Consider the following 12,304-nt stretch of genomic DNA (forward strand, 5'->3'; position numbering starts at 1 on the left):
GCTCCTAACAGGCCCCCTGGCACCCGTATGGCAGGCTGCGGACCATGCTCGTCCTCCGCTCAGCCGCCCTCTTCGTCGTCGCCGCGCTCTTCGAGATCGGTGGCGCGTGGCTCGTCTGGCAGGGCGTACGCGAGCACCGCGGCTGGCTGTGGATGACCGGCGGAGTCCTGGCCCTCGGCGCGTACGGCTTCGTCGCCACCTTCCAGCCCGACGCCCACTTCGGCCGCATCCTCGCCGCGTACGGCGGGATCTTCGTGGCCGGTTCGATCCTGTGGGGCATGGCAGCGGACGGCTACCGCCCGGACCGCTGGGACATCACGGGCGCGCTGATCTGCCTCGCGGGCATGGCGGTGATCATGTACGCCCCGCGAGGAGAGTGACCGGCCGGAAGCCGACTGAGCGGAAACCGACCGAGCGGCGTTCTACGTTCCGCGTTCTACGTTCTACGTTCTACGTTCTACGTTCTACGTTCTACGGCGTCCCCTCCGGCAGCAGCCCCAGCTGCCCCAGGAACTCCATCTCGTCGAAGTAGAGCCGGTACTCGGTGATCCGGCCCTCCTTCACCGTGGCGAGGTCCACCCCACGGATCCTGACCTCCTTGCCCGTGGCGGGGAGCGAGTCGCCCGTGGGCAGTGCCAGCGGCCCGGTGTTCCGTCCGCTGTAGAAGCCCTCGTCGATGGCGGTGTCGCCGACCTCGTACGAGTGCAGGGTTTCGAAGCTGGCTTCGGGGACCGCCTCCGTCATCTGCCGCCAGTACTCGACGATGTTGTCGCGCCCATGGATCTCGCCCTCGTCGGGGGTGTAGGCGACCGCGTCCTCCGCGTACAGCTCCGCGATGACCTTGAGGTCCGGGTGCGTGACCGCCTCGGTGAGCCGGTCCATGACCTCACGCGCTTCTCCCATGATCCACCTCCAGGAGCCGGAGGATCACCACTCCCATGGTCTCACCGGGCCCGCGATACGGACCGCCCGGAAGGAGACCGCAGGGGCCACCTATCCTGAGAAAGGCCGTCCGCAGGGCCCCCAGGGCGCCCGAAGACCTCCGAAAGCCACCTGAACGCCGACCCGAGGAGCCCCCGCCCATGCCCAGCGCAGCGTCCCGCATCGCCGTCGTCACCGGTGCGAGCAGCGGAATCGGCGCCGCCACGGCCCGTCAGCTCGCCGCCGCCGGATACCGCGTCGTCCTGACGGCCCGCCGCAAGGACCGCATCGAGGCCCTGGAGGCGGAGATCAACGCGTCCGGCGGCCAGGCGACGGCGTACCCGCTGGACGTCACCGACCGCGCCGCGGTCGACGAGTTCGCGTCGGCCTTCAAGACGATCGGCGTCCTGGTCAACAACGCCGGCGGCGCGCTCGGCGCCGACCCGGTGGCCACCGGCGACCCGGCCGACTGGCGCACGATGTACGAGACGAACGTCCTCGGCACCCTCAACGTCACCCAGGCCCTCCTCCCCAAGCTCGTCGCGAGCGGCGACGGCACGGTCATCGTCGTCTCCTCCACGGCCGGCCACGGCACGTACGAGGGCGGCGCCGGCTATGTCGCCGCCAAGCACGGCGCCCACGTCCTCGCCGAGACCCTGCGCCTGGAGATCGTCGGCCAGCCGGTCCGGGTGATCGAGATCGCCCCCGGCATGGTGAAAACGGAGGAGTTCGCGGTCACCCGCTTCGGCGGCGACAAGGAGAAGGCGGAGAAGGTGTACGCCGGCGTCGCCGAGCCCCTGACGGCCGACGACGTGGCGGAGACGATCGTCTGGACGGTCACCCGCCCCAGCCACGTCAACGTCGACCTCCTGGTCCTCCGCCCCCGCGCGCAGGCGTCGAACACGAAGGTCCACAGGGAGCTGTGATGACGGAGGGGGAAGCGGACGAGACGAGGCCGGCAGAGACAGCGGAGGCGGCGGAGGCGGCGAGGGCCGCGGACGCGGAGACCGACCGCCGCCGCCTCGCGCTGGAGAAGAAGCGCGAACGGATCGTCTGGTACTACCTCGGCTACTTCCTCTTCGGCATCCACATCGTGGCGTTCGTGATGATCTACGCGGTGACGCACGCGAAGTAAAAAGGGCAGGTCGGCGCGGGCGGCGACACCGTATGGTCGCTGCCCGTGGACAGACACGTACGCTTCGACGCCCTGCACAACTTCCGCGACCTGGGCGGCTACCGGACCGCGGACGGCCACAGGATCCGCCCGGGCCGCCTCTACCGCACGGACTCCCTGGGCAAGTTGGCCCCCGGTACCCCCGACTGGTCCCGCTTCCTGTCCCTCGGCATCACTACGGTGATCGACCTGCGCCACGACTGGGAGGTGGAGGCAAACGGCCGCGTCCCGCACGACACCTCCTTCACCTACCACAACCTCAGCATCGAGCAACGCCCGTACAACCAGGCGGCCTTGGCCCCGGACATCGACCCGGGCCCCTACCTGGCCGAGCGCTACATGGAGGTCGCGGAGGACGGCACGAAGGAGATCCGCGCGGCCCTGGAACTGGTGGCGTCCTCCAGCGAACCGCTCGCCTTCCACTGCGCCTCGGGCAAGGACCGCACAGGCGAGTTGGCAGCACTGATCCTGTCATTGCTCGGCGTCGACGAAGCCACGATCATCGAGGACTTCAGCCTGACGGAACTGGCCACCCCGGACCTCCTCGCGGACTGGAAGGCCCGAAACAACGGTGCGTCCCCAACCTGGCTCGGCTTCGGCAGAGCCCCGGAATCGGTGATGCGCCTGTTCCTGCACTCCCTGAAGAAGAAGTACGGCTCGGTGGAGGCCTACATCACCCACGCCCTGGCGATGGACGCGGAGCTGCTGTCGTCCCAACTCCGCGAGACCTTCCTGGAGCCGACACCGACCACCTGGTCCCCCCTGACCTTCCGAAAGGCGACCCCGGACGACGCAAGCACCCTGGTCCACCTCCGCGACTCCCTCTCCCTGTGGATGCTGGCCCGAGGAATCGACCAGTGGAAACCGTCAGAAAAGAACGAGGCCCACTTCAAGTCCCGCATGAGCGAAGGCGAAGTCTGGCTGGCCCACACAGACGGAGCCCTGTCCGGCGCCTACGAACTCTGGTGGACGGACGAAGCAGCCTGGGGCCCCCGCCCGCACGACGCCGGCTACATCCACCGCCTGATGACCACCCCACACACGGCCCCACCCCACACCGGCCGAGAACTCCTCCACCACGCGGAATCCCGCATCAGAGCCGCAAACCGCCCCTACGCCCGCCTGGACTGCCTCTCCACCAACCCCCGCCTCCGCACGTACTACGAGTCCGCGGGCTACGCAGTGGTAGGCGAACAGCCCGCGAAGGACGGCGGGTTGGGCAGCCCGTACGCGGTGACGCTGCTGGAAAAGCGCCTGAGTTAACTCACAGGAGTGAACGTCATCGATCACCCAGACGGCCCCTGAACAGGAGATCTAGGCTCGCATCACAACATCAACAGGACGGCCCTCGGCCGGGACTGCCATCCCGGCCGAGGGCCTGACCAGCAAGGAAGGAATACGCTTCCTCATGGCTGAATGCGAGCCTAGCGCCCACCGGTTCATGGACCTCACGGTCCCGGAGTACGCGTACATGTTCGGCTTCTTGCAGGCGGACGGGCATCTGTCCCAACAGTCGCGCCAGCGTGGACGGTTGGCTGTCGAGATCAACGCACGCGACATCGACCTCCTGCGCCAGTTCCAAAAGCTTACGCCGTACAACAGCAGCATCAGCGAGCGCACGCGCTCCACGAACTTCGCTGAGACCGCCCACTCGGCAGTCTGGAGCCTCCACTCCCTCGAGGCCAGGACTAAGATCAACGAACTCGGCCTGCCTTACGGCCGGAAATCGAAGATCGTCACCCCACCCAACGTCGAGTTCTCACGCCGCGACTACCTCCGAGGCATCATCGATGCCGACGGCTCTGTGGGCTACACAAGCAAGGGCCTGCCCTTCATCTCGCTGACCACCGCCAGCACCGCCATTGGCGCCTACCTGTGCTTCTACGCAGGAAAGGTCACAGGCATGGAGCGCAGCCTCAAGCGAAATCGACGAGACGGCATCTACAACATCCTCTACTGGACGGAGGCGGCCCAGGCGCTGAGCACACACCTCTACTACCCCGGCTGCCTTGCGTTGGAGCGCAAGCAAGCGGCGGCTGATTCGCTGTCCGCTTGGATTCGCCCAGCCAATATGAGAGTTGCACCGGAGCGCCGCCGCTGGACCGCGCATGAGGACCGCGTGCTACTGCGCCTGAACAACGACGCTGCGGCAGCCAAGGAACTCGGCCGGACCGAGAAGAGCTGCTACATCCGCCTCTGGCGCCTGCGGACTGGCCAGACCCCAATGCCGACCGAGCGATAGCCGATAACGCGAGGCCCCCGATCGGGGGCCTCGCGCATCAACCCTTCACGCAGATGAACTGCTTCAGCTTCGCCACAACCTCAACGAGGTCCCGCTGCTGCGCCATCACCTGATCGATGTTCTTGTAAGCGCCCGGGATCTCATCCAAGACCCCGGCATCCTTGCGGCACTCGACACCTCGCGTCTGCTCTTCCAGGTCCCGCACCGTGAAGTGGCGCTTCGCCGCACTGCGGCTCATACGCCGACCAGCGCCGTGTGAGGCCGAGTTGAAGGCCTTCTCGTTACCCAGCCCCTTCACAACGTAGGAGCTGGTCCCCATCGATCCCGGAATGATTCCGTATTCGCCGGAACCCGCACGGATCGCCCCCTTGCGCGTGACCAGCAGGTCCATCCCCTCGTACCGTTCCTCCGCCACGTAGTTGTGATGGCAGGAAATCTCGGGCTCGAATGTGGGATTCGCCTTCTTGAACTCCTTGCGGATCACGTCTTTGAGGAGGGCCATCATGATGGTGCGGTTGTACTTGGCGTACTCCTGAGCCCAGTAGAGGTCGTTCCGGTACGCGGCCATCTGCGGAGTGTCAGATACGAACACTGCCAAGTCTCGGTTGACCAGGCCGTGGTTGTGCGGGAGCTTCTGCGCCACACCAATGTGGTACTCCGCCAGTTCCTTGCCTATGTTCCGGGAGCCGGAGTGCAGCATGAGCCAGACCGCACCCTCAGAATCCGTACAACATTCAACTAGATGATTCCCGGCTCCAAGCGTCCCCATCTGCAAAGAAGCCCGCTCCCGGCGGAACTTCACCGCCTCCGCAACCCCGTCAAACCGCCCCCAGAAGTCATCCCACCCCGCAGTGGCGAGCCCATGGAACCGCCCAGGCTCAACGGCAGAGTCATGCATCCCCCGCCCCACCGGAATAGCCCCCTCGATCTTCGACCGCAGCCGCGACAGATCCCCCGGCAGATCATTGGCAGTCAGAGACGTCTTGACGGCCGACATCCCGCACCCGATGTCCACCCCCACCGCCGCAGGACACACAGCCCCCTGCATCGCGATGACGGACCCGACCGTCGCCCCCTTCCCGTAATGCACGTCCGGCATCACGGCGAGGCCCTTGATCCACGGCAGTGTCGCCACGTTCCGCAGCTGCTGGAGCGCGACGTCCTCCACGGACGCCGGGTCGGTCCACATACGGATGGGTACCTTCGCACCCGGCATCTCCACGTACGACATATCGTCCTCATTCCCCCGGAAACAAGCAGAAGTCCCAAATCGCAAAACCGGCGCCAAAGGTCAACGAAAGGTGCTCCGGACCGGCGTCCACGGCTGTGCGTGCGATAGACATGGTGCACAGGGGCCACCACTGCCCAGCAACCCATTAACCAGCGGCTAAGCAGCAACCAACCTGCAACGGAGAGGAGCCGACCGTGCAGCGGAAGGCCTACGTACCCGGCGTCGCGGCGCTCCTCGTCGCGTTGCTGGCCGGCTGCACCGGCGGCTCGGGCGACGGCGGCACCACGGACGACGCGAACCCCGGCGACGCCGGCACCGCCTCGGCCGTCGCCGAACCGGGCAAGTACCGCACCCTCCCGGAACCGTGCGGCGCGATCAGCCAGAGCACCCTCGACGCCCTCCTCCCCGGTATCCAGCAGATCGCGGACGAGGACCAGCGCGAGACGGCGTACGAGGGCACGCCGACCGTCACCTTCGACACGGACCGCAAGGTCGGTTGCCGCTGGAAGGTCGAGTCCACCGACGCGACGGACCGGCTGCTGGTCGATCTGGAGCGGGTCGTGTCGTACGACACCGCCGTGAGCGACGACGCCCAGGCGGAGTCGCTCTTCGCCGAACAGCAGACGGCCGCCGATCTCCCGGAGCCGACGGCGTCGGAGTCGGCGACGTCGGACGTGAGTTCCTCGGCCACGCCGAGCACAACCCCTTCCGGCACGGCCTCCTCCAGTACCGCTTCCTCCTCCAGCGCCTCCCCCTCCCCCACCTCCACCCCCGCCGGCCTCCAGCCCCGCACGCTCGACGATCTGGGCGACGAGGCGTTCCTCGACGACGCGCTCAGCAGTTCGGGTTCGACGGCGCAGCAGCGCACGGTGACTGTGGCGTTCCGCACGTCGAATGTGTTGGTGACGATCCAGTACGAGGAGCAGTCGGCGACCGTCGGCACCGTGCCGGACAGCAAGGAAATGCAGGACAGGGCAAGGAATCTGGCTGCCGAGCTGGCGGACGCCCTGGCGGGTTGAGGGCAGTTCGGGGTCGTCCGTAATGCGGCTGAAGCCGCGCCGCGCGTCTTTCTCACCGCGTACCGTGGCCCCTCGGACCCGATCCGACCGCAGGAGCACGAGCAGCCTCATGAGTGAAGGAACCATGCAGCGAGCAGCACAGCGTGACAGCCGAGTCCAGCGTTCGAAGCGCCTGAACCGCGTCTTTCTCGGCGCGGTGGCGGCGGTCCCGGTGATGTTGGTGGCGACCGCGTGCTCCTCGGATTCCGGTTCGGACGACGCGAGCGGCGGCAAGGACGCGTCCGGTGGGAGCGTCTCCGCCTCGGCGAGCGCGTCCCCGACCGTGCAGGCGGCGGCGTACAAGTCGCTGCCGGACGCGTGTGACGCCCTCTCGAAGGACACGCTCGGCGATCTCGTACCGAAGGCCTCGAAGTCCGGCAAGCAGGGCAAGTCGGACGATGTGGCGACGCGTGGCAGCTGCTCCTGGTCGAGTCTCGACAACAATGGCGTCAAGGGCTCCCAGTTCCGCTGGCTGAACGTCTCCCTGCTCCGTTTCGACTCGGACGCCACGCGCGGCGAGGGTGACAAGCTGGCGCAGACGTACTTCGACAAGCAGGTCGCGGACGCGCAGGCGGTGGAGGGCGCGAAGAACGCCAAGTCGGCGCCGGTGTCCGGGACGGGCGACCAGGCGACGCTGGTGACGTACGACCTGAAGAAGAAGGAAGGGTCCTTCCGGCAGCAGACGTTGGTCGCGCGGGTCGAGAACGTCGTCGTGACCCTCGACTACAACGGCGCGGGTCTGGCGGGCGAGAAGACGCCGAGCGCGGCGTCCCTCTCCAAGCTGGTGGAGAAGGCGGCGAAGGAGGCGGTGGCGTCGGTGACGAAGGCGAACACGGGAGGCGGCGGCAGCACCGCGACGAGCCCCTCCCCGTCTACGTCGAAGTCGGCTTCGTCGTCTACGTCGAAGTCCCCCTCCAACTCCCCCTCCAACTCCGCATCTCCGTCCAAGTCGGCCGCGAAGGAGAGCTGAACACCGCTCAGAAGGGGCTGACGAGCCCTACCGGCCACCCGTGCGCCGCACACATGTGCCACTCTGTTGCGCGCAAGAACACGCAAGGGGAGGGGAGTACGGGTGGCCGCGCCAATGCAGCTGACTCGGATGCACCGCGTTCTCATCGGCGTGGTCGTGTTCGGCGCTGTGATCATCGCCGGCATCGGCTTCGCAGGGTCGTACGCCGCAGTCCGTGAACTCGCCATCAAAAAGGGCTTCGGGAACTTCAGTTACGTCTTCCCGATCGGCATCGACGCGGGCATCTGTGTCCTGCTCGCCCTCGACCTCCTCCTGACGTGGATCCGCATCCCGTTCCCGCTGCTCCGCCAGACAGCCTGGCTCCTGACTGCGGCGACGATCGCCTTCAACGGCGCGGCGGCCTGGCCGGACCCGCTGGGCGTCGGCATGCACGCGGTGATCCCGATCCTGTTCGTGGTGGCGGTGGAGGCGGCCCGCCACGCGATCGGCCGCATCGCCGACATCACGGCGGACAAGCACATGGAGGGCGTCCGCCTCACCCGCTGGCTCCTCTCCCCCATCCCCACGTTCCTGCTCTGGCGCCGCATGAAGCTCTGGGAGCTCCGCTCCTACGAGCAGGTCATCAAGCTGGAACAGGACCGCCTCGTCTACCAGGCCCGCCTCCACTCCCGCTTCGGCCGCGCCTGGCGCCGCAAGGCCCCGGTGGAGTCGTTGATGCCCCTGCGCCTGGCGCGTTACGGCGTCCCGCTGGCGGAGACGGCTCCGGCGGGCTTGGCGGCGGCGGGCATCGAGCCCGTGCTGCTGCCCCCGGCCCCTGAAGTCGACGTAGCTGCGGGCAATCGTGCCGCTGGGGCGGCACGGGTGGGCGCAGCGGCACCTCCCAGCGAGCAGCGCCCCGAGCTGGTCAGCAACCAAGGCGCCGAGCAAGCCACCTACGAACCCGAGCAAGATCAGAGCCCGTGGTTCAACATCCCCCAGCAGGTCGAGTACCAGGGCGACTACGACCCCGCCTACGACCCCGACCAGTACGCCCAGTGGTACGCCGAGCAGCAGCTGGCCGAGCAGTACCAGCAACAGCAACTGCCGACGTACGACGAGCCGTCCTCGGAGGAGACCGGCAGCTTCCCCATCCCGGTGTCCCCCGGCCGCACCCGCGAACTGGGTGAGGGCGGCGGCGCCCCGGAACCGGACGAGGACTCGTACTACCAGGTCTTCAAGAAGTCGATAAGCGGCACGGGCTACCCGACCCCGCGTGAGTTCAGCGAGAACGTGGAGGCGGAGTTCAGCATCGTCCTCCCCCCGGACGAGGCGAAGCGCATGGTCAACCGCTTCACGAACCGCTACAACGCGGAACTGGAAGAGGACCACATCGCATAGCGCATAGCGCACGCCGGCGAGAAGCCCCCGTACGGACGCGTACGGGGGTTTTGCGTGCGCCGCCGCGCCCGGCAATCCGGGCGGAATCGACCGTTCCGAAGTTCCGCGGGCACGTGTGAGATGGACCACACACAATGCACTTGATATGAGTGATGACCACGTCACTGGCATGCCCGTTTCCCGTTGTGGAAATGCCACAGAAAGCCAGACGGACGATCGAAGAAGAAGGAGTTTCATGGCCGAGATAGCAGCATTTATGAACGAGCAGGATTTTCCCTCCCTCCAGGACGGAATGACCGCGACCGACGGCGTGCCGATCATGGCGACCCCGGCCGCCGTGGCCATTCCGGCGGGCGCGAAGATCGCGGCTGCGGCGGTGGCTTTCACCATCCCGGTCGGCGCGTATGTGACCGGCCGCGTCGTCAACTGAGACGGGGGATCTCGATGAACCAGATCATTGAGAGTGCGCGTAGATCCGCATCGCCGACTCTGACCGAGGTCGAGGACGACAGGGTCGTACGGATGCTGCCGGTGGCCTTCACGCCGGCCGCCGTCGCTCTGTGCCCCTACGCGGCCGGCGGTCTGGCCGCGGGTGCCGCGGCGGTGGGCGCCTATGAGGCGGGGCGTGCGGCCGCGGGCTGACTCTGACGGCGACGCCTGCGAGTGAGGCTGTCGGGCCGCGCGCCAATCGCGGCCCGACAGCTTTTCCATGCTAGCCGAGGGGTTCGACGACTCGGGGAGGACTGTTTCTTGAGAAATCTGAAGAAGGTCGGATCGGCGGTTTTCGGCCCGGTTCCGCTGTCACGGGACAGGGCGATAGGAATATCGGAGAGGTTGGCCGCCCTGACCACCCTTTCCTCATCTCTGGAATATCTGCACCAGCATCGGCATATGGACCCCGGGGGGCTGAATGACTGGGAGATGATGAAGCGGACCCCGGAGGCAAAGAATGTGATACTCCGGAGGGTTGCCCATGCGGTGAGCGGAAAGAAGATGACCGTGGCACTGCACACGACCCGGGCCGCGGTCAGTGTCGGAATGCTTCTGCCGGGACATTCGCGGTGGCGCGGCGTCGGCAGTCTCTTTCTCAGCGGGACGAACTCTCTTCTGCAGGCAAGACATCGCTATGGAACCGATGGTTCGGACCAGGTCGCGAATCTGGTGCAAAGCGTTACCGGATTGGCCCGGTTGGCAAAGAAACCGAAAACTCGGGACGCGCTGCTCTGGTATGTCGGGTTGCAGGCGAGCATGTCGTACGGAGTGTCCGGCTGGGTGAAGCTCGTAGGTGACAAGTGGCGCGACGCCAGTGCGCTGCCGGGGGTGATGCGGACCCGTACCTACGGCTGCGAGCCGGTCTACCGCCTCACTCAGCGCTGGCCGCGGACGTCCAAGGCGGTGCAGCACGGCGTCCTCGCGATGGAGTGCCTGTTTCCGCTGGTGCATGTCGCCGGCGGTCGCCTCACCCGCCCGCTCCTGGCCGCGGCCGGGAGTTTCCATGTGGCGAACGGCTTCGTCATGGGGCTCGGCCGGTTCATGACGGCGTTCCCCGCGATGCATCCGATGGTCGCGTACACCACCGCACCCGCCTCCCACCCGGCGGTCGCGGGGCGCGACGACCGTGCGGTCGGGGCCGCGGGTGTGCTGCTGGCGGGCGCGGTCGCCGCCGGCGCCCTGGTCGCCGCTCAGCGCCGGGCCGTGGTCCTGGAGGGCTGGCCCACTTCCCGCACCGTCGTGACCCGGCACGGCAACGAGCTGATGTACGAGGCGGGTGGCCCGGACTCCGACGCCCCGGTCCTGGTGTTCTGCGCGGGGCTGGCCTCCACGTCGGAGCACTTCGCCTGGATCACCGAGCGGTTCGCGCACGGCTCACGGCACGCCGTCGTGTCGTACGCCCGCGCGGGCTACGCGGGCAGCCGCCGCCGTACCGGGGCGCCGTACGGGTTGGCGGAGTCGGTCGACGACCTGGAGGACCTCGTTCGCGCGGTCGTTCCGGAGCACCGCGCGGTGGTCCTGGTCGGGCACTCCCTGGGCGGCGAACTGATCCGGCGGGCCGCCGAGCGGTTGCCGGAGCGGCTGGCCGGACTCGTCTACCTCGACCCCTCGCACCCGGCCGAACTCCAGCGCTCGGACCGGCAGCGCGCGGGCGCGAAGGACCTGCGGGACACGCTGACCCATGTGGCCCGCTATCTGCGGCTGGGCACCGGAGTCCTGATGAGCCGCCCCGGCTGGCTGGACAGACTGCCCACGGCGTACCGCGAGAAGGTGTTCGCGCAGTACACGGACGCCCGCCTGTGGCAGGCCGCGCGGCGCGAGTGGCTGGCAGTGGAGAAGGAGTTCGCGGAGTTCACCGGCACCGTCGCCCCCGTACCCGTACCGGGGTTGATCATCGCCGCGCAGCAGACCGTGGACCAGGATCCTGAGCAGCTGCTGATGTACGACGAGCTGGCCCGCGCGCACGAGGGCGGTAGCGGCCGGTCCGGTGTCCAGGTCCTCGAGGGGGCCGACCACGACTCGATGCTCACCGACGCCCGCCACGCCCACCGGGCGGCTGCCCTCATGGCCGAGTTCCTGGCCGACGGGCTCCGGCGCGGCGGTGAAGCGACGGGCACGATGGGCGCCACCCGCACGACGGACGCCACCGGTACGGCGGACATGGCCAGGACGGAGGCGGGACGATGAGTCTCGGCGCACTCCTCAAGGACACGTTCACCGGACCCGGCTCGGTGGCCCGCTGGGCGGGGGCGGGAATGCTGGTGACGACGCTGGCCGCCCAGCATCCGCATCTCGTGTTCGACCGCGCCCGTACCAAGGATCTGTTCTCCATGGTGCCCAACTGGCGCTTCTTCGCCCCGAATCCGGCGGTCCACGACTTCCACTACACGTACCGGACGCTCGGCCTGGACGGCACGACCAGCGAGTGGAGCGAGATCGAGATGATCGCGCCCCGCCGTTGGCACCAGGCGTTCTGGTTCGCCTCCCGGCGCCCGGAGAAGGCGGTCTTCGACATCTGCACGGCGATTCTCCAGGAGGCGCAGAAGGGCGGGGTCCGGCAGGCGCAGAACCTGTCCGCGTACCAGATCCTGATCGAGTTCGTCCGCCGCACCATCCGCGAGGAGGGGGGCGGGCGACAGGGCGGCGAGCAGGCGAAGGGCTTCCAGTTCGCCGTGGTAAGGGCCGCGGGCCACGACCGGGACGAGCCGCCGGAGACCCTGTTCGTCTCGCCGTACATACCGATGAAGCCGCCGGTGCGGCACCTGGCCCCGGCCCAGGGCCTGTCCTAGGGCGTCCGGCACACCCGCGGCGACCCGCAGCGGGTGTGCCGTCCCACCCG

General features: G+C 67.9%; 14 protein-coding genes. 12 read left to right on the top strand and 2 right to left on the bottom strand.

Annotation, left to right across the window (positions count from 1 at the left end):
* Window positions 1-44: 44 nt before the first annotated feature.
* Window positions 45-380 carry a YnfA family protein gene (locus ABZ928_RS44140; RefSeq protein WP_361532500.1) on the top strand — a complete coding sequence of 112 codons (336 nt, stop codon included), beginning with the start codon at window positions 45-47 and terminating at the stop codon, window positions 378-380.
* 91 nt (window positions 381-471) lie between these two features.
* On the opposite strand, the gene ABZ928_RS44145 is transcribed toward ABZ928_RS44140, so the two are convergent.
* On the bottom strand, window positions 472-903 hold the full coding sequence (locus ABZ928_RS44145) for a nuclear transport factor 2 family protein (protein WP_361532503.1): 432 nt from the start codon (window positions 901-903) through the stop codon (window positions 472-474).
* Window positions 904-1,082: 179 nt separating this feature from the next.
* Between ABZ928_RS44145 and ABZ928_RS44150 the strand changes: the two genes are divergently transcribed.
* From ABZ928_RS44150 to ABZ928_RS44165, 4 genes are all read left to right on the top strand, one after another.
* Window positions 1,083-1,847 (top strand): SDR family NAD(P)-dependent oxidoreductase, encoded by a 765-nt coding sequence (locus ABZ928_RS44150; protein ID WP_361532506.1) that lies wholly within the window; start codon window positions 1,083-1,085, stop codon window positions 1,845-1,847.
* The gene (locus ABZ928_RS44155) at window positions 1,847-2,056 is read left to right on the top strand and encodes a hypothetical protein (protein ID WP_361532509.1); all 210 of its coding nucleotides are present in this window, start codon (window positions 1,847-1,849) and stop codon (window positions 2,054-2,056) included. The genes ABZ928_RS44150 and ABZ928_RS44155 overlap by 1 nt, the downstream gene beginning before the upstream one ends.
* Window positions 2,057-2,101: 45 nt before the next feature.
* On the top strand, window positions 2,102-3,358 hold the full coding sequence (locus ABZ928_RS44160) for a tyrosine-protein phosphatase (protein WP_361532512.1): 1,257 nt from the start codon (window positions 2,102-2,104) through the stop codon (window positions 3,356-3,358).
* Between the two features lie 145 nt (window positions 3,359-3,503).
* Window positions 3,504-4,337 (top strand): hypothetical protein, encoded by an 834-nt coding sequence (locus ABZ928_RS44165; RefSeq protein ID WP_361532515.1) that lies wholly within the window; start codon window positions 3,504-3,506, stop codon window positions 4,335-4,337.
* Window positions 4,338-4,374: 37 nt separating this feature from the next.
* Here ABZ928_RS44165 and ABZ928_RS44170 read toward each other — a convergent pair whose 3' ends face one another.
* Window positions 4,375-5,568: an RtcB family protein gene (locus ABZ928_RS44170; protein ID WP_361532518.1), complete on the bottom strand. Its 1,194-nt coding sequence runs from the start codon at window positions 5,566-5,568 to the stop codon at window positions 4,375-4,377.
* Between the two features lie 194 nt (window positions 5,569-5,762).
* On the opposite strand from ABZ928_RS44170, the gene ABZ928_RS44175 reads away from it, so the two are divergent.
* The 7 genes from ABZ928_RS44175 (at window position 5,763) to ABZ928_RS44205 (ending at window position 12,254) form a co-directional block, all read left to right on the top strand.
* Window positions 5,763-6,587 (top strand): DUF3558 domain-containing protein, encoded by an 825-nt coding sequence (locus ABZ928_RS44175; RefSeq protein WP_361532521.1) that lies wholly within the window; start codon window positions 5,763-5,765, stop codon window positions 6,585-6,587.
* 124 nt (window positions 6,588-6,711) lie between these two features.
* Window positions 6,712-7,596 carry a DUF3558 family protein gene (locus ABZ928_RS44180; protein WP_361532524.1) on the top strand — a complete coding sequence of 295 codons (885 nt, stop codon included), beginning with the start codon at window positions 6,712-6,714 and terminating at the stop codon, window positions 7,594-7,596.
* Window positions 7,597-7,710: 114 nt separating this feature from the next.
* Window positions 7,711-8,973 carry a DUF2637 domain-containing protein gene (locus tag ABZ928_RS44185; protein ID WP_361532527.1) on the top strand — a complete coding sequence of 421 codons (1,263 nt, stop codon included), beginning with the start codon at window positions 7,711-7,713 and terminating at the stop codon, window positions 8,971-8,973.
* Between the two features lie 235 nt (window positions 8,974-9,208).
* Window positions 9,209-9,403 (top strand): hypothetical protein, encoded by a 195-nt coding sequence (locus ABZ928_RS44190; protein ID WP_361532530.1) that lies wholly within the window; start codon window positions 9,209-9,211, stop codon window positions 9,401-9,403.
* 14 nt (window positions 9,404-9,417) lie between these two features.
* The gene (locus tag ABZ928_RS44195; protein ID WP_361532533.1) at window positions 9,418-9,615 is read left to right on the top strand and encodes a hypothetical protein; all 198 of its coding nucleotides are present in this window, start codon (window positions 9,418-9,420) and stop codon (window positions 9,613-9,615) included.
* Between the two features lie 630 nt (window positions 9,616-10,245).
* Window positions 10,246-11,652: an alpha/beta fold hydrolase gene (locus tag ABZ928_RS44200; RefSeq protein ID WP_361532536.1), complete on the top strand. Its 1,407-nt coding sequence runs from the start codon at window positions 10,246-10,248 to the stop codon at window positions 11,650-11,652.
* Entirely contained in the window at window positions 11,649-12,254 is a 606-nt protein-coding gene (locus ABZ928_RS44205; RefSeq protein WP_361532539.1) for a hypothetical protein, read from the top strand. Before ABZ928_RS44200 ends, ABZ928_RS44205 begins: the two co-directional genes overlap by 4 nt.
* Window positions 12,255-12,304: the final 50 nt, after the last annotated feature.

It is taken from the genome of Streptomyces sp. NPDC046909 (genome assembly GCF_040644695.1).
Classification (GTDB): domain Bacteria; phylum Actinomycetota; class Actinomycetes; order Streptomycetales; family Streptomycetaceae; genus Streptomyces.